General features: G+C 62.4%; 15 protein-coding genes. 7 read left to right on the forward strand and 8 right to left on the reverse strand.

Annotated features, from left to right (window positions below; translation table 11 throughout):
* Positions 1 to 112: 112 nt before the first annotated feature.
* From N8H74_RS07315 to N8H74_RS07340, 6 genes are all read left to right on the forward strand, one after another.
* Positions 113 to 745, forward strand: coding sequence for a TetR family transcriptional regulator (locus N8H74_RS07315; RefSeq protein ID WP_217832760.1), 633 nt, complete (start codon positions 113 to 115; stop codon positions 743 to 745).
* A 194-nt stretch (positions 746 to 939) separates the two neighbouring features.
* On the forward strand, positions 940 to 1,440 hold the full coding sequence (gene ureE / locus N8H74_RS07320) for an urease accessory protein UreE (protein WP_262146786.1): 501 nt from the start codon (positions 940 to 942) through the stop codon (positions 1,438 to 1,440).
* Positions 1,437 to 2,111 carry an urease accessory protein UreF gene (locus N8H74_RS07325; RefSeq protein ID WP_262146787.1) on the forward strand — a complete coding sequence of 225 codons (675 nt, stop codon included), beginning with the start codon at positions 1,437 to 1,439 and terminating at the stop codon, positions 2,109 to 2,111. The genes ureE and N8H74_RS07325 overlap by 4 nt, the downstream gene beginning before the upstream one ends.
* A gap of 11 nt (positions 2,112 to 2,122) precedes the next feature.
* Positions 2,123 to 2,737, forward strand: coding sequence for an urease accessory protein UreG (ureG, locus tag N8H74_RS07330; RefSeq protein WP_217832704.1), 615 nt, complete (start codon positions 2,123 to 2,125; stop codon positions 2,735 to 2,737).
* Between the two features lie 27 nt (positions 2,738 to 2,764).
* The gene (locus N8H74_RS07335) at positions 2,765 to 3,337 is read left to right on the forward strand and encodes a HupE/UreJ family protein (protein ID WP_262146788.1); all 573 of its coding nucleotides are present in this window, start codon (positions 2,765 to 2,767) and stop codon (positions 3,335 to 3,337) included.
* Between the two features lie 173 nt (positions 3,338 to 3,510).
* Positions 3,511 to 4,644 carry an AGE family epimerase/isomerase gene (locus N8H74_RS07340; RefSeq protein WP_217832706.1) on the forward strand — a complete coding sequence of 378 codons (1,134 nt, stop codon included), beginning with the start codon at positions 3,511 to 3,513 and terminating at the stop codon, positions 4,642 to 4,644.
* A gap of 61 nt (positions 4,645 to 4,705) precedes the next feature.
* Here the strand turns inward: N8H74_RS07340 and N8H74_RS07345 are convergent, their stop codons facing one another.
* The 8 genes from N8H74_RS07345 to N8H74_RS07380 form a co-directional block, all read right to left on the reverse strand.
* A complete protein-coding gene (locus tag N8H74_RS07345) occupies positions 4,706 to 5,470 on the reverse strand; it encodes an SDR family oxidoreductase (RefSeq protein WP_262146789.1) in 765 nt (254 codons plus the stop codon).
* Positions 5,471 to 6,285: 815 nt separating this feature from the next.
* Positions 6,286 to 7,002 (reverse strand): ABC transporter ATP-binding protein, encoded by a 717-nt coding sequence (locus N8H74_RS07350; RefSeq protein WP_217832708.1) that lies wholly within the window; start codon positions 7,000 to 7,002, stop codon positions 6,286 to 6,288.
* Positions 6,999 to 7,871, reverse strand: coding sequence for an ATP-binding cassette domain-containing protein (locus N8H74_RS07355; protein WP_217832709.1), 873 nt, complete (start codon positions 7,869 to 7,871; stop codon positions 6,999 to 7,001). Before N8H74_RS07355 ends, N8H74_RS07350 begins: the two co-directional genes overlap by 4 nt.
* Positions 7,868 to 9,169 carry a high-affinity branched-chain amino acid ABC transporter permease LivM gene (gene livM, locus N8H74_RS07360; RefSeq protein WP_217832710.1) on the reverse strand — a complete coding sequence of 434 codons (1,302 nt, stop codon included), beginning with the start codon at positions 9,167 to 9,169 and terminating at the stop codon, positions 7,868 to 7,870. Before livM ends, N8H74_RS07355 begins: the two co-directional genes overlap by 4 nt.
* Before the next feature lie 3 nt (positions 9,170 to 9,172).
* Positions 9,173 to 10,087, reverse strand: coding sequence for a branched-chain amino acid ABC transporter permease (locus N8H74_RS07365; protein WP_007950661.1), 915 nt, complete (start codon positions 10,085 to 10,087; stop codon positions 9,173 to 9,175).
* Between the two features lie 237 nt (positions 10,088 to 10,324).
* A complete protein-coding gene (locus N8H74_RS07370) occupies positions 10,325 to 11,458 on the reverse strand; it encodes an ABC transporter substrate-binding protein (protein WP_217832711.1) in 1,134 nt (377 codons plus the stop codon).
* Positions 11,459 to 11,826: 368 nt separating this feature from the next.
* The gene (locus N8H74_RS07375) at positions 11,827 to 13,110 is read right to left on the reverse strand and encodes an FAD-binding oxidoreductase (RefSeq protein ID WP_217832712.1); all 1,284 of its coding nucleotides are present in this window, start codon (positions 13,108 to 13,110) and stop codon (positions 11,827 to 11,829) included.
* Positions 13,111 to 13,266: 156 nt separating this feature from the next.
* Positions 13,267 to 14,757, reverse strand: a complete 1,491-nt coding sequence (locus tag N8H74_RS07380) for an aldehyde dehydrogenase family protein (protein WP_262146790.1) — start codon at positions 14,755 to 14,757, stop codon at positions 13,267 to 13,269.
* 165 nt (positions 14,758 to 14,922) lie between these two features.
* On the opposite strand from N8H74_RS07380, the gene N8H74_RS07385 reads away from it, so the two are divergent.
* Positions 14,923 to 15,828, forward strand: a complete 906-nt coding sequence (locus tag N8H74_RS07385) for a LysR family transcriptional regulator (protein ID WP_217832714.1) — start codon at positions 14,923 to 14,925, stop codon at positions 15,826 to 15,828.
* Positions 15,829 to 15,858: the final 30 nt, after the last annotated feature.

Genomic DNA, 15,858 nt, shown 5'->3' on the forward strand with positions numbered 1-15,858 from the left:
CTTGCAGATAGAAGTTGCCACTCCCTCCGTGAATGCCCCCCGCTGCCGTTCGACGCCGGTAAAGCCGATTTGCTAGAGTGCGGCGCTTGTCTTGTCCAGAACACGCCTTGCGATGCTGCCCCGCGCCGAACAGAAACAACAGACCCGTAACGCCCTGATGGACGCTGCCCGCCATCTGATGGAGAGCGGCCGAGGATTCGGCAGCCTGAGCCTGCGCGAAGTGACCAAGACCGCCGGCATCGTGCCCACCGGTTTCTACCGTCATTTCGCCGACATGGACGAACTGGGCCTGGTGCTGGTCAGCGAAGTCGGCCAGACCTTCCGCGAAACCATTCGCCTGGTGCGCCACAACGAATTCGTCATGGGCGGCATCATCGATGCCTCGGTGCGGATCTTTCTCGACGTGGTCAGTGCCAACCGGTCGCAATTCCTGTTTCTCGCCCGCGAGCAGTACGGCGGCTCGCTGCCGGTGCGTCAGGCGATCGGCCGCCTGCGGGAGAACATCAGCGCCGACCTGGCGGCGGACCTGGCCTTGATGCCCAAACTCCAGCACCTGAGTCGCGAAGGCCTGGGCGTGATCGCCGACCTGATCGTCAAATCGGTGTTCGCCACCCTGCCGGACATCATCGACCCGCCCGCCGAAGCCTTGCCCGATCACCTGACGCCCCAGGCGAAGATCACGCAGCAATTGCGCTTCATCTTCATCGGCCTCAAGCACTGGCAGGGGCTGGGCAGTACCGAGTAATTCCCCTCCCCCAATGGATCACCACCCTCAGCCTTGATTTGGTGCGTGTAAAAATCTTCATGCACCAAAACACCGCAAAACTCCGCAACATCTTGAAACATCCGCTACGCTCCGACAGGGTTTTCCTACGCCTTGGCCGATTGGCAAGCCCCTTGCTCTAGCCTGAGCATCGACCATTTGCTGGAAGCATTCCGATGTTGGTGATTCATCGCAGAATCGAGCCTCAGCCCCTCTGGGCCGCCGAGTTGCACCTGACCTTCGAAGCACGCAGCAAAAGCCGCCTGCGCTGTTTCAGTGCCGAAGGCGAAGACGTCGGGTTGTTTCTGGAGCGCGGCCAGCCGCCGCTCCACGACGGCGAATGTCTCCAGGCCGAAGACGGCCGGATCGTCCGGGTCTGCGCCCGTCCCGAACAACTGCTGCACGTCACCTGCGCCAACGCCTTCGAACTGACCCGCGCCGCCTATCACCTGGGCAACCGCCACGTCGCCCTGCAAGTCGGCGACGGCTGGCTGCGTTTGCTCGATGACTACGTGCTCAAGGCGATGCTCGAGCAGCTCGGCGCACAGGTCGAAGCCCTCGAAGCGCCGTTCCAGCCGGAACACGGTGCCTACGGCGGCGGCCATCACCATTCGCGGCATGGCGACGAGGATTTCAACTACGCGCCGAAACTCCATCAGTTCGGCGTCCGCCTGTGAATCCGGCCTGGGCGCTGTTGCGCCTGGCCAGTCCGCAACTGCCGATCGGCGGCTACAGCTATTCCCAGGGTCTGGAAATGGCGGTGGATAACGGCCAGGTCCACAACCCGGACAGCGCCCGTCGCTGGATCAGCGATCAATTGCTGTTGAACCTCGCGCGCTTCGAAGCGCCGCTGTTGCTCGCCCATTGCCAGGCGGCGGCCGAGGAAAACTGGAGCGAACTGCGGCAACGCTGCGCAGCCCACCGCGCCAGCCGTGAAACCCGTGAGTTGCATCTGGAGAGCCGGCAAATGGGCTACTCGCTGCAACAACTGCTCAACGGCCTGCCGGAACTCGACGCGCCCGCCCGTACCTTTCTCGAACACATCGACGAGCCGCACCTGGCCCTCGGCTGGGCGCTGGCCGCCCGCGCCTGGCACATCAGCCCGCAGGACGCCCTCGCCGCGTGGCTGTGGAGCTGGCTGGAAAATCAGCTCGCCGTGCTGATGAAAACCCTGCCGCTGGGCCAGCAGGCCGCCCAGCGCCTGACCAGCGAACTGCTGCCGCTGCTGCAACAGGCCCAGCAGGACGCGTCCCGCATCAACCCCGAACACATCGGCAGCGCCGCTTTCGGCCTGTCTCTGGCGTGCATGGCCCATGAGCGCCAGTACAGCCGCCTGTTCCGTTCCTAGGAGAGAAGCACATGAACACCCAACCTCTGCGCGTCGGTATCGGCGGCCCGGTCGGCTCCGGCAAAACCGCATTGACCCTGGCCCTGTGCCTGGCTCTGCGCGAGCGCTACAACCTGGCGGTCGTCACCAACGACATCTACACCCGCGAAGACGCCGATTTTCTGGTACGCAACGAAGCCCTGGCGCCGGAACGCATCATCGGCGTGGAAACCGGCGGCTGCCCGCACACGGCGATTCGCGAGGACGCCTCGATCAACCTCGAAGCGGTGGATCAACTGAACCGGCGCTTTCCGGGGCTGGACCTGATTCTGGTGGAGTCCGGCGGTGACAACCTGTCGGCGACCTTCAGCCCGGAACTGTCCGACCTGACCATCTACGTGATCGACGTGTCCGCCGGCGACAAGTTGCCGCGCAAGGGCGGGCCGGGGATCTGCAAATCCGACCTGCTGGTGATCAACAAGATCGACCTGGCGCCACTGGTCGGCGCCTCGCTGGAGATGATGAACAGCGACACCCAGCGCATGCGCAACGGCAAGCCGTTCGTGTTCAGCAACCAGAAAACCGGCCAGGGCCTGGAAGACATCATCGCCTTCATCGAACGCCAGGGCCTGCTGAGCGCTGCCTAAATCACTTATCAACAAGGAAGCTTCGCCATGACACTCAAACGCATTTTCGCCGCCGCAGCCCTGCTGCTGACCCCGGCCCTGGCCTTCGCCCATCCGGGACACGGCGACAGCGGCCTGATCGCCGGCATCAGTCATCCGATCGGCGGCCTCGACCATTTGCTGGCGATGGTTGCGGTGGGTCTGTGGGCCGCGCAACAGCAAGGCGCGGCGCGCTGGGCGCTGCCCTGCACGTTCATCGGCACCATGCTGATCGGCGGCCTGTTGGGTTTTGAAGGGCTGGAGCTGCCGGCGCTGGAAAGCGGGATTGCCGCGTCGGTCCTGGCGCTGGGTCTGGCGGTGGCGCTGGCGGTGCGTCCACCGCTGGTGATGGCAGTGGCGGCGACGGCGCTGTTTGCGTTGTTCCATGGCGTGGCCCATGGTCTGGAACTGCCGGACATGTCGAGCCCCTGGGCGTACGCGGCAGGCTTCGTGCTGGCGACGGCGGTGCTACATGCGGCGGGTTACGGCGTGGTGCGGGTATTGCCACAGGCGGCGGCACCGCTGGTGCGACTGGCGGGCGCGGCGTCCGCTGCGACCGGAGTCTGGTTTTTGGCGGGTTGATGCTTTAGCGACGGCCACGGCCCCTTCGCGGGCCAGCCCGCTCCCACATTGGACTGTGTCGTCCGTGTGGGAGCAGGCGTGCCCGCGAAGGCGGTCTGACAGACACCGCCTCTCTCATCCGTCCTCTCTGCTACCATGTCGCGCAATCGCCCCAGCCGTGACGACGTCCGCCCATGCCCCACGCTTCCCGCTCCGCTTCCCTGCCTGAATTGACCGCCCTGTTCGGCGCTGTGCAACAGCACTTTCTGAACGTGATCGTACCGCTCTGGCAAGGCCCGGGCTGGAATGCCGAGATGGCGCTGCCCTACGAAGCGCTGGACGCCAGCCATCAGCCACTGCCGCCGCAACGCTATCGGGCGATGGCCTGCGCACGGCAGCTGTATCTGTTTTCCAGCCTGATCGGCGTGGTGGACGGCGCCGCAACCCGTGCGGCCGCGCTGTTCCGTTCCCTGCAACGGCACTTTCACGATGCCGAGCATGGCGGCTGGTTCTACAGCATCGATCCACAGGGCAAACCGCTGGACTCGCGCAAGGATCTCTACACCCACGCGTTCATCCTGTTTGCCTGCGCCCATTACTGGGAAAAGTCCCGCGAGCCGCTGGTGGAATCGACCCTCGACGCCGCGCTGGAGGTCATTTCCCGACGCTTCGCCACCGGTGATGGTCTCTACGAGGCCTGCCTCGAGCGCGACTGGCTGACCCTGGAAACCGGCCCGCTGCAAAACCCGTTGATGCACCTGGCCGAAGCGTTCCTCGCCACCCTGGCCGTGCGTGAAGACGCAGCGGTACAGCAAGCGCTGATCGAGTTATGCACAGCCATGCACAAACGCTTCGTCGATCCGCAACACGGCGTGCTGATGGAGAAACCGCTGGGGGCTGTGGATAACTGGTATGAGCCGGGGCATCAGTTCGAGTGGTACTTCCTGCTCGAGTCCTCGCCGCTACTGCGTGGCTCCAGACTGCACGCGGCACTGGATCGGGCCTTTGCCTTTACCGAGCAATACGGCGTGGTGAGCGCCTCCGGCGCGGTGCGGGCATCGCTGGATCTGGAGATGGATGGCCGGCCGCTGGATTCGACCCAGCGCATCTGGGCGCAAGCGGAATACCTGCGCGCCCTGACCTTGCGTCCGGGCAGCGAGGCCGTGGTATTGCGTCAATTGCAGGCGTTGCAGCAACGCTTCCTGCATGCCGGCGGCTGGCACGAGTGCCGTGACGAACAGGGCGAGGTCAGCCGCAAGGACATGCCGTCGACCACGCCTTATCACTTGGCGACCTGCTATCGCGGCTTGGCCGACTATCTGAACTGACTGCCAGCCCGCGCTCACCAATGTGGGAACGGGCTGGCTCGCGAAGAACGCTGATGCGGTCTTACGCCTTGTTCCGCTCGATGGCAAAACCGGCCCAGGTCTGGCTCACCGGCATCAGCTCCAGGCTGTTGATGTTGATGTGCGCAGGCGCGTTCAGCACCCAGAAAATGGTTTCGGCGATGTCCTCGGGCTGGATCGGCTCGGCGCCCGCGTAGGTGGCGTCGTAGCGCGCCTGATCGCCAGCGAAACGCACCAGCGAGAACTCACTCTCACATAGCCCCGGCTCAATGTTGCTGACCCGCACGCCCGTGCCCTGCAAGTCGCAGCGCAGGTTCAACGAGAACTGTTTGACGAACGCCTTGGTCGCGCCATACACGTGGCTGCCCGGATACGGGTAGTTGCCGGCGATGGAGCCGAGGTTGACGATGCTCGCACCGCGACCATGGGCGATCAGACGCGGCAGCAGCAGGCGGGTGCTGTACATCAGGCCTTTGATGTTGGTGTCGACCATGGTGTCCCAATCGTCGAGGTCGCACTTGGGCGCCGGATCCACGCCCAGCGCCAGGCCGGCGTTGTTGATCAGGCCATGCAGCGTGGCGAACGACGGCGGCAGGCTGGCGATCGCCTCTTCCATTGCCTTGCGGTCACGCACGTCCAGCACCAGGCCATGTACTTCGGTCTGCTTCGACAGCTCGGCGCAGAGGGCATTGAGGCGTTCTTCACGACGACCGGTCAGCACCAGCTTCCAGCCGTCCCGGGCGAAACGGCGGGCACAGGCTTCACCAAAACCGGAGGTTGCGCCGGTGATAAACAGGGTCTTGGACATCGTGTTCTCCTTGCGTCGGCTACCGGGGCAGCCATGGGGATAGAAAATCAGCAGGCAGCATGCCCGGCCCTGCATGCACGAGCAACCACTGGCCAAGACCGGAAGCCTGTACAAAAAACGATCAATCGGCGCAACGCCTTGCATTTCGTGGCCTGTAGCCACATGCACGCACCTTATCCACAAGCCCTTCCACAGTTTCCGGGGACAGCTGGAACAGCGCAAAGCCGCGCCACACAAGGCTTTGCGGGCGAAATACAAAGTTTTTTGCTTGACCCTGATCCGCCGGTTGTGCCGGGCGGGGCATTTTGCACGACCGCCCGGTCAGGACGATGATTGCGCGAGGCCAGTAATCCCGGCCCTCAGCGCGGTCTTTCCAGAGTTTAATCACAGACTTATCCACAGGATTTCCCACAAGACACCGACCACTTTTCCCCGCCCATAAAAAGGTTGACAAACCGCTCCCGGCGCGTAGGAAAAACGCCTGATCAAAAAACAACCACCAGCCTGCAAGCCACGGTTTACAAGGCTTACAACCAGCTACCACCACGTTATGCACAGCCCGCTCCACAGCAAACGGGGACAAGTCAAAACTGTGCAAAAACAGGGTTTTGCAGCGGCTTTATGTCGCGCTTTGGCAGGTTGGGGGATTTGTTTTCCACAATTCGGCGAATGGGCTGTCAAGACTTATTCAGCGATGACAGTGGCCGTGCCGGCCTCTTCGCGGGCAATCCCGCTCCGACAGGGGCTTTTGGGGTCTTGAGAAGCAAAAAGCCCCGGCGTTTGCGCGCCGGGGCTTGTGGACAACTTGCCGGGAATCAGTGCCCGCCCAGATAGGCGTTACGCACCTCCTCGTTGACCAGCAATTCCTTGCCGGTGCCCGTCAGGCGGATCTCGCCGTTGACCATCACATAGGCCCGGTCGGACAGTTTCAACGCGTGGTTGGCGTTCTGTTCGACGAGGAAAATGGTCATGCCGGTTTTCGCCAGTTCGCGCAGGGTCGCGAAGATCTGTTTCACCACGATCGGCGCCAGGCCCAGGCTCGGCTCGTCGAGCAGCAACAGTTTGGGCCGGCTCATCAGCGCCCGGGCGATGGCGAGCATCTGTTGCTCGCCGCCGGACATGGTCATCGCCCGCTGGTTGCGCCGCTCCTCGAGCCGCGGGAACAGCTCGAACATGCGCTGCATGTCTTCCTTGGCATGTTTGTCGCCGATCGGAATGGTGCCCATCAGCAGGTTTTCCTCGACGGTCATGTCGGGGAACACCCGCCGCCCTTCCGGCGACTGCGCGATGCCGTTGGAGGCAATGTAGTGCGATGACTTGTGGGTGATGTCCACGCCTTGATAGAGGATTTGCCCGCCCGCTGCCCGTGGCTGGCCGAAGATCGACATCAGCAGGGTCGACTTGCCGGCCCCGTTGGAGCCGATCAGGCTGACGGTTTCCCCTTCGTTGATGTGCAGCGAAACACCTTTGAGCGCCTGGATCGGGCCGTAGAACACGTCCAGGTCCTTGAGTTCGATGATCGGTCGGGTCATGCCACTTCCTCTTCATCGGCGCCCAGGTACGCGGCAATCACTTTCGGATCGTGGCGGATATCGTCCGGTCCGCCCTCGGCGATGACGATGCCGTGGTCCAGCACCACGATGTGGTCGGAAATGCTCATTACCATGCCCATGTCGTGTTCGATCAGCACCACGGTCAGATCATGCTCGTCGCGCAGCAGCCGGATCATCGCGCTCAGCGCTTCGGTTTCCTGAGGGTTGAGGCCGGCGGCCGGTTCGTCGAGGCAGATGATCTGCGGCCGCGTACACATGGCCCGGGCGATCTCCAGACGGCGTTGCTGGCCGTAGGACAGCTCGCCGGCCAGACGGTTGGCGCAGTCCACCAGATCCACCACTTCCAGCCAGTAGAACGCGCAGTCCAGCGCATCGCTTTCAGCCTTGCGGTAGCCCTTGGTGTTGAGGATGCCGGCCAGCATGTTGCGGTTGACCCACATGTGCTGGGCCACCAGCAGGTTCTCCAGCACCGACATTTCCTTGAACAGACGAATGTTCTGGAAGGTGCGGGCCAGCCCTGCGCGGTTCACCAGATGGGTGCCGCCGAACATCTTGTAGTACAGGCGACTGGCGAAGGTTTTCGGCGAGACGAAATCGCTAGGTTTGAACGATTCGCCCAGCAGCTTGATGACGTTGGTCTGCTGGCCGCGCACGTTGAGTTCGATCTTGCCGCCCGAGGCCTTGTAGAACCCGGTCAGGCAGTTGAACACCGTGGTCTTGCCGGCACCGTTGGGGCCGATCAGGGCGAAGATCGAGTTGCGCTTGACCTTCAGGCTGACGTCGCTCAACGCCTTGATGCCACCGAAGTGCATCATCAGTTTTTCCACCGAGAGTACGACTTCACTCATGGCGCAGTCCTCTCATAGTGAATGGCACCCTTGCGTGGAGTGACCCCGGTACGGCTGATGCGGATCAGTCCCCGTGGTCGCCAGATCATCATCAACACCATCAGGATGCCGAACAGCAGCACCCGGTATTCGGCGAAACCGCGCAGCAGTTCCGGGGCGACGGTCAGCACGAACGCAGCGATCACCACACCGATGGTCGACCCCATGCCGCCGAGTACCACGATGGCGAGGATCAGGGCCGATTCGAAGAAGGTGAACGAGGTCGGGTTGACGAAACCCTGGTAGGTGGCGAAAAACACCCCGGCCAAGCCAGCGGTCGACGCACCGATGGTGAACGCCGAGAGCTTGACCAGCACGTGGTTCAGGCCCATCGAGCGGCAGGCAATTTCGTCCTCACGCAGGGCTTCCCAGGCGCGACCCACCGGCATCTTCACCAGACGATGCTTGATGTACAGCACGGCCAGCACCACCAGGAACAACACCGCGTAAATGAAGTAATACTTCACGTCCGGGTTGTAGGCGATGCCGAAGAACTCGTGGAACGGCACCCCGCCATCCTTCGCCCGCTTGCCGAATTCCAGGCCGAAGAACGTCGGCAGCGGCGCCGGCATGCCGTTCGGACCGCCGGTCAGGGACAGCCAGTTGTTGAGGATCAGGCGAATGATTTCACCGAAGCCCAGGGTCACGATCGCCAGATAGTCGCCATGCAGGCGCAGCACCGGGAAACCGAGGATGCACCCGGCCAGCCCGGCGGTGATCGCCGCCAGCGGCAGCACGGTCCAGAAACCCAGCCCCAGATACTGATAACCGAGCGCCAGACCGTAGGCCCCGATGGCGTAGAACGCCACGTAACCGAGGTCGAGCAGACCGGCCAGGCCCACCACAATGTTCAGCCCCAGCCCCAGCAGCACGTAGATCAGCCCGAGGATGACCACGCCCAGCAGATAGGAGTTGGAGAAGAACGGCAGCGCCACCGCGATGGCGATCATCAGCGGGATGATCCAGCGCAGCCGCGACTTGTAGTCCGGTGGCAGCACATGCACCCCGGAACCGGTGCTTTCGAACCCTTCGAGAATGCGCAGGCCCCTGGGCGTCTGCAGGAACAGGCTGAGGGCGAAGCGACCGGCCATGACAATGGCGATGATCCACGCCACGCGGGTCGATTCCAGGTTGAAGCTGTAGCCTTCGAGCACGACACCGACAATCGGGCCGAACACGATCAGGGCAATCAGGCCGGCAAGGATCGCCTCAACCAGGCTTTTTTTCACATCGATTTTTTTAGGAGTGGTTGAAGACATCGCTTACACCTTCGACACAAGAGGACGGCCCAACAGACCCTGCGGCCGGAAGACCAGAACAAGTACGAGCAGCGAGAAGCTGAACACGTCTTTGTAGTCGGAGTTGACCAGGCCCGAGAACAGCGACTCGGAGATCCCGAGGATGATCCCGCCGAGCATCGCGCCGGGCAACGAACCGATCCCGCCAAGCACCGCGGCGGTGAACGCCTTGATGCCGATCACGAAGCCTGCGTAGAAGTCGAACGTGCCGTAGTTCATGGTGATCAGTACGCCGGCCAGGGCCGCCATCGCTGCACCGATGATGAACACGTAGGAAATCACCCGGTCGGTGTTGATCCCGAGGATCGACGCCATCTTGCGGTCTTGCTGGGTAGCGCGGCACATGCGGCCGAGCTTGGTGTACTTGATCACGTAGGTCAGCAGGCCCATGCCGACGAAAGCAGCGACCAGAATGAAGATCTTGGTGTAGGTCAGCTGGACGAAGCCTGAACCGACGTCGATCCGCCAGGCACCGGTGAGCAGCGTCGGAACACCCTGTTGCCGGGCGCCCTGGCTGATCTGGGCATAGTTTTGCAGGATCAGGGAGATACCGATGGCGCTGATCAGCGGTGCCAGTCGGGTGGAGTTGCGCAGGGGTTTGTAGGCAATGCGTTCGATGACCCAGCCATACACCCCGGTCACGACGATGGTGAAGACCAGTGTGCCGAGCATCAGCAGCGGGAAGGATTCGATACCGAAGTAAGCCAGCAGAGCCAGACTGATTGCCGCGAGGTAAGCGGAAATCATGTAAACCTCGCCGTGGGCGAAGTTGATCATGCCGATGATGCCGTAGACCATTGTGTAGCCGATGGCGATCAGGCCATAGACCGACCCGAGGGTCAGGCCGTTGACCAGTTGCTGCAGGAAAATACCATCCATAACGCAATCTCACGCAGTGAGAACCTGTACACCCGGGGTGTGCGGTTCTTCTAGGAAAATACAGATATACGCCGGAGCAAGGTCAGCCACGATCAGCCGGGGCCCCGCCGAACCTGTGGGAACTGGCGAACCGGCGAAGGCGATGGGTCAGCCGACAGGGGTGTCGACCGATCCGGCGCCTTCGCGGGCAGCCCGCTCCCACGGTGATAGGTGGGGCTCAGCTGATCGGGTCAGGCCTTATTTCTGTTTTTCCAGCTGGTGGTATTTGCCGGTGGCGTCCCACTGGTAAACCACGTAGTCGGAGATTTTCAGGTCGCCCTTGGCGTCCCAGGTCTTCTCGCCCATCACGGTTTTGACCGGGTTGGCTTTCAGCCACTTGGCAGCGTCTTCACCCTTGTTGGACTTGGCGCCGTTGAAACCGGCGGCCAGGGCCTGAACCGAGGCGTAGGCGTAGAGGGTGTAGCCTTCAGGCTCGGTGCCGGCCTTGCGGAACGCGTCCACCACGGTCTTGCTGTCCGGCAGCAGGCGTGGGTCGGCGCCGAAGGTCATGTACACGCCGTCAACATACTGCGGGCCACCGGCGGTGGTCACCAGTTCGTCGGTCACGATGCCGTCGTCGGACATGAACTTCACGTCTTTCAGGCCTTCGGTGCGCAGTTGCTTGACCAGAGGACCGGCTTCCGGGTGCAGACCGCCGAAATAGACCACATCGACGCCGGCCGCACGGATCTTGGTGACCACGGCGCTGAAGTCTTTCTCGCCACGGGTCAAGCCTTCATACAGCACGGGCGTCACGCCACGCTTGGTCAGCTGAGCCTTGGTCGCATCGGCCAGGCCCTGACCGTAGGTGTCCTTGTCGTGCAGCACGGCAACCTTCTTGCCCTTGAGCACGTCGACGATGTAGTCGCCGGCAACGATGCCCTGCTGGTCGTCACGTCCGCACATACGGAACATGGCGCTCAAGCCGCGTTCGGTCACCTGCGGGTTGGTGGAACCCGGCGTGATCGCAATGATGCCGGCTTCGTCGTAGATCTCCGACGCCGGAATGGTGGAGGAAGAGCAGAAGTGACCGACCACACCGGCGACTTTCTGGTTGGTGAGGTCCTTGGCGACCGTCACGGCCTGTTTCGGCTCGCAGGCGTCATCGCCCTTGACCAGTACGATTTTTTCCCCGTTGACACCGCCCGCCGCGTTGACCGCATCGGCCGCCGCTTGTGCCCCCTTCATGTACTGCTCGCCAAATGCCGCGTTGGCGCCAGTCATCGGGCCCGCCACACCGATTTTCACATCAGCTTGTGCAAACGCAGAAACACCCAGCGCAGTAGCCACTGCGAGGGCCAGAAAGCCTTTCTTGTAAAACGTCTGGGACATGAGGTGGTGCTCCAAGGTTTTTTTTAGTTGGCACTGCGACTTCACTTCACTGAATGCTCAGAGCAAGGGCCGTGCCATCGGTTTTTTATTCTTCAAAAAGTCGCTGCTTTCTTGTTATTTCGACTGTTTCGTTCCCATTTTCATTGGGCGTGCAACCGTCTAAACCGCGGAAGGTAAAACCACATTCCTTTTCAGGCGCAACCCGCCCACGCCATCATTGCAACCGCGTCAGCAAACGACGTGCAACCAGCCTGTAACAGCCCGCGTCACCGAACTGCACACTGCTGGTGCGGGACTGCTACAACCCGCACCATTACAGGCTAGTCGCAACGCCGAAAAGCGCCGCTTCATGCAACAAATTTCAACACTCAAATCACGATGCGCAAGCACTGGCCCGCGTGATACAGCGAGAATCCGGCCTCATATAAACAGCTGCGCAGGCCCACGCCCGCCAAGGGCTGCATCGGTGCGAAGGGAATCGGCAGGGCTTGAGGATTTCCGTTACACAGATAGTCGGCGAAAGCTTTGCCGACCACCGTACCGGTGGTGACGCCGCGACCGTTGTAACCGGTGACGGCCACCAGTCCGGGAGCCGGTTCGAACAGGCGCATCAAGTGATCGGGGGTAAACGCGATGCGCCCGGTCCAGGTGCATTCCCACTCAACCGGTTTGAGACCGGGGAAGTAATGCTGCTGTACCCGGTCAGCCCAGGCCTTGAGAAACCAGGTCGGCTTCTGATTACCGTTGCCGAGGCTGCCCAGCAACAGGCGACCGTCCTTGTCACGGCGAATGCTGCTCAGCACCTGACGGGTATCCCAGGAGCCCTGCCCGCCCGGCAGGATTTCCCGGGCGGCGTCTTCGGTAAGCGGCACCGAAGCGACCTGATAGTAATAACCGGGGAAGAAATTGCGCTTGAGTTCGGTCCAGTCGCCTTCGGTGTAGGCGTTGGAGGCGATCACCACCTGTTCGGCCAGCACCGAACCCTGAGCGGTCTGCACCGACCACTTCTGGCCCTGGCGCTCCAGACGAGTCACCGGCGAATGGTCGAACATCTGCCCGCCGAGCCCGGCCACGGCATTGGCCAACCCGGTGACATAGGCCATCGGATTGAGCGTGCCGGCGCGGCGATCAAGCAGTGCGGCGGCAATCTTTTTGGTGCCGGTGGCTTGCTGGCAGGCCTGACCGGTCAACAACTCCACGGGCGCACCGCGACGCTTCCATTGCTGCTCGCGGCTGCGCAGATCCGCCTCCCCCTTGGCGTTGTGCGCCATGTGCAGGGTGCCTTCGCGGCGCAACTGGCAATCGATGTGGTACTTGTCCACCAGGCTGAACACCAGCGCCGGCGCCGCGCCGAGCATGCGGTTGAGCTGACTGCCGACCGCTTCGCCGAACCCGGCCTCGATCTCGTCCGGTGGAATCCACAGCCCGGCATTGACCAACCCGACGTTACGCCCGGAGCCGCCCTGCCCGGCGCGATGGGCTTCGAGCACGCAAACGCTCTTGCCCTTTTCCAGCAGATGCAGCGCCGCCGACAACCCGGTGAACCCGGCGCCGATCACGCAGACATCGACCTTGACCTCGCCCCGCAGCGCCGCGTTATCGGGCCTGTGTGGCGTGAGTTGTTCCCATAGACATTCTTCGCGTAACGGCATTGCCAGACTCCAACAGAAACCTAACAAACACGGCTTTTTACCTTGTGGGAGCAGACTCGCTCGCGAAAGCGGTGTATCAGCCAACCTCTACGTCGACTGGCACAGCGCCTTCGCGAGCGAATTCGCTTCCCAGGGAATTTGCGTACGGTTCAGACCTCAGTCGAACGTGATGCCCTGAGCCAGTGGCAACTCCAGCGAGTAGTTCACGGTGTTGGTCTGGCGGCGCATGTAGGCGCGCCATGCGTCCGAACCGGACTCACGACCGCCACCGGTTTCTTTCTCGCCGCCGAATGCGCCGCCGATTTCCGCGCCGCTCGGGCCGATGTTGACGTTGGCGATACCGCAATCGCTGCCGACCGCCGACATGAACTGTTCGGCCTCACGCACATCGGTGGTGAAAATGCACGACGACAGGCCCTGCGGCACAGCGTTGTTCAAGCGCAGCGCCTCGGCGAAATCGGTGTAGCCCACCACGTAGAGGATCGGCGCGAAGGTTTCGTGGCAGACCACGTCGCTCTGCTCCGGCATCTCGACGATGGCCGGCGAGACGTAGTAGGCATTGGGAAATTGCTCTTGCAACTGGCGCTGGCCGCCGAACACCCGGCCGCCCTCGCTCAGCGCTTGCTCCAGCGCGTCCTGCATGTTTTCGAAACTGTGCTTGTCGATCAGCGGGCCGACCAGATTGCCTTCCAGCGGATGACCGATGCGCACTTTGGAATACGCGGCCTTCAGGCGGGTGACGATCTCTTCTTTCACCGACTCGTGGGCGATCAGACGGCGCAGGGTGGTGCAACGCTGACCGGCGGTGCCGACGGCGCTGAACAGGATCGCCCGTACGGCCATGTCCAGGTCAGCACTCGGGCCGAGGATCATCGCGTTGTTGCCGCCCAGTTCCAGAATGCTGCGGGCGAAACGCGCAGCGATTTTCGGCGCGACTTCGCGACCCATGCGGGTGCTGCCGGTAGCGCTGATCAACGCCACGCGTGGATCATCGACCAGCGCTTCACCGGCATCGCGGCCACCAATGATCACCTGGCTCAAATGCGCCGGGGCTTCGCTGAAATTCTTCAGCACACGCTCGAACAACGCCTGGCAGGCCAGTGCGGTCAGCGGGGTTTTCTCCGACGGTTTCCACACCACCGGGTTGCCGCAAACCAGCGCCAGCGTGGTGTTCCACGCCCACACCGCGACCGGGAAGTTGAAGGCGCTGATGACGCCGACCACGCCCAGCGGATGCCAGGTTTCACGCATGTGGTGGCCCGGACGCTCGGAGGCAATGGTCAGGCCGTACAACTGGCGCGACAGGCCGACGGCGAAGTCGCAGATGTCGATCATCTCCTGCACTTCCCCCAGGCCTTCCTGGGTGATCTTGCCCGCCTCCCACGACACCAGTTCGCCGAGGTCGGCCTTGTATTCGCGCAGCACTTCGCCGAACTGACGCACCAGCTCGCCGCGACGCGGGGCCGGCACCTTGCGCCATTGTTCGAACGCATGATCGGCGCGACTGATGTGCTGCTCGACTTCGGCCGGGCCTTCCCAGTTCACAGCCGCGATGCGACTGCCGTCGATGGGCGAATGCACCGGCACTTTGCCGTTCTGGTACAGGGCCGGGTTCACGCCAAGACGATCAAGCAATGCGGCAACCATGGGTCACTCCTCAAACGAAAAACGGAATAGGTGCGGACGCGGATTTCACGTCCGGGCAGGCCTTTAGTTGTAGCCTTCATCACGCAAGGCAACAAACGACCATTACGCGAGATATCATTCCGTTTATTCATGCAAAGTTTGAGAGACAAGAAAAAGGGATCACCCATGCTCAACAAACGCCACCTGCCATCGATCACCGCGTTGCAGTGCTTCGAGGCCGTGACCCGGCACCTGAGTTTCACCCGGGCCGCCGAGGAACTGAACCTGACCCAGAGCGCCGTCAGCAAGCAGGTGGCGCAGCTTGAGGAATTGTTGCAGCACTTGTTGTTTCGTCGGGTACGGCGCCGTTTGCAGATGACCCCGGCCGGGGATCTGTACCTGGTGGAAGTCCGAAAAATCCTGACCCAGGTCGAGATGTCGACTCATTACCTGCGTTCCTACGGCGGCGAAACCGAAGTCCTGCGCGTCTCCACGCCCTCGACCTTCGGCGCCCGCTGGCTGGTGCCACGGCTCAAGGGCTGGCGTCTGCGTCATCCATCGATTCATCTGGATCTGTGCAACGAGCAGGAGGCCGATGACCTGCTGCAAGGGCGCAGCGATCTGGCGTTCTATTTCGGCCAGGGATCGCGCCCCGGCACCGAATGCCTGAAATTGTTCGGCGAAGAATTGGTGCCGGTGTGCGCCCCCGGCAGCCTGCCCGACACACCGTTTACCGACCCGACCCAACTCACCGATCTGGTGCTGCTGCAAAACGCCTCGCGCCCGCAGGCCTGGCACGATTGGTTCGACAGCCAGGGCTACCAGACCGAGCACAGCTACCATGGCCCGCGTTTCGAAACCTTTTATATGTGCATCCGTGCGGCGCAGGTCGGTTGCGGTGTAGCCCTATTGCCGAAATTCCTGGTGGAAGAGGAATTGGCCGACGGCAAACTGGTCATTCCCTGGCAGCATGCGATGCCCAGCAACGACGCCTACTACCTGGCCTATCCGGAGCACGCCGTGGAAGTGCCCAAGGTGCGGGATTTCGTGAAATGGATGCTGGAGCAGATCGACAGCCCGCAAATGCCGTGAGCCCGCGCCCGCAGCCGTGTCAAAAAATGC

It is taken from the genome of Pseudomonas sp. B2M1-30 (assembly GCF_025447575.1).
In the GTDB taxonomy this organism is placed as follows: Bacteria; Pseudomonadota; Gammaproteobacteria; order Pseudomonadales; family Pseudomonadaceae; genus Aquipseudomonas; species Aquipseudomonas botevensis.

What these genes read in the sequence shown, in the direction of transcription:
- ureE (WP_262146786.1), top strand. Translation starts at nt 940, where the DNA reads ATGTTGGTGATTCATCGCAGAATCGAGCCTCAGCCCCTCTGGGCCGCC.
- N8H74_RS07340 (WP_217832706.1), top strand. Translation starts at nt 3,511, where the DNA reads ATGCCCCACGCTTCCCGCTCCGCTTCCCTGCCTGAATTGACCGCCCTG.
- N8H74_RS07375 (WP_217832712.1), bottom strand. Translation starts at nt 13,110, where the DNA reads ATGCCGTTACGCGAAGAATGTCTATGGGAACAACTCACGCCACACAGG.
- N8H74_RS07335 (WP_262146788.1), top strand. Translation starts at nt 2,765, where the DNA reads ATGACACTCAAACGCATTTTCGCCGCCGCAGCCCTGCTGCTGACCCCG.
- N8H74_RS07355 (WP_217832709.1), bottom strand. Translation starts at nt 7,871, where the DNA reads ATGAGTGAAGTCGTACTCTCGGTGGAAAAACTGATGATGCACTTCGGT.
- N8H74_RS07350 (WP_217832708.1), bottom strand. Translation starts at nt 7,002, where the DNA reads ATGACCCGACCGATCATCGAACTCAAGGACCTGGACGTGTTCTACGGC.
- N8H74_RS07365 (WP_007950661.1), bottom strand. Translation starts at nt 10,087, where the DNA reads ATGGATGGTATTTTCCTGCAGCAACTGGTCAACGGCCTGACCCTCGGG.
- N8H74_RS07345 (WP_262146789.1), bottom strand. Translation starts at nt 5,470, where the DNA reads ATGTCCAAGACCCTGTTTATCACCGGCGCAACCTCCGGTTTTGGTGAA.
- N8H74_RS07385 (WP_217832714.1), top strand. Translation starts at nt 14,923, where the DNA reads ATGCTCAACAAACGCCACCTGCCATCGATCACCGCGTTGCAGTGCTTC.
- ureG (WP_217832704.1), top strand. Translation starts at nt 2,123, where the DNA reads ATGAACACCCAACCTCTGCGCGTCGGTATCGGCGGCCCGGTCGGCTCC.
- N8H74_RS07370 (WP_217832711.1), bottom strand. Translation starts at nt 11,458, where the DNA reads ATGTCCCAGACGTTTTACAAGAAAGGCTTTCTGGCCCTCGCAGTGGCT.
- N8H74_RS07315 (WP_217832760.1), top strand. Translation starts at nt 113, where the DNA reads ATGCTGCCCCGCGCCGAACAGAAACAACAGACCCGTAACGCCCTGATG.
- livM (WP_217832710.1), bottom strand. Translation starts at nt 9,169, where the DNA reads ATGTCTTCAACCACTCCTAAAAAAATCGATGTGAAAAAAAGCCTGGTT.
- N8H74_RS07380 (WP_262146790.1), bottom strand. Translation starts at nt 14,757, where the DNA reads ATGGTTGCCGCATTGCTTGATCGTCTTGGCGTGAACCCGGCCCTGTAC.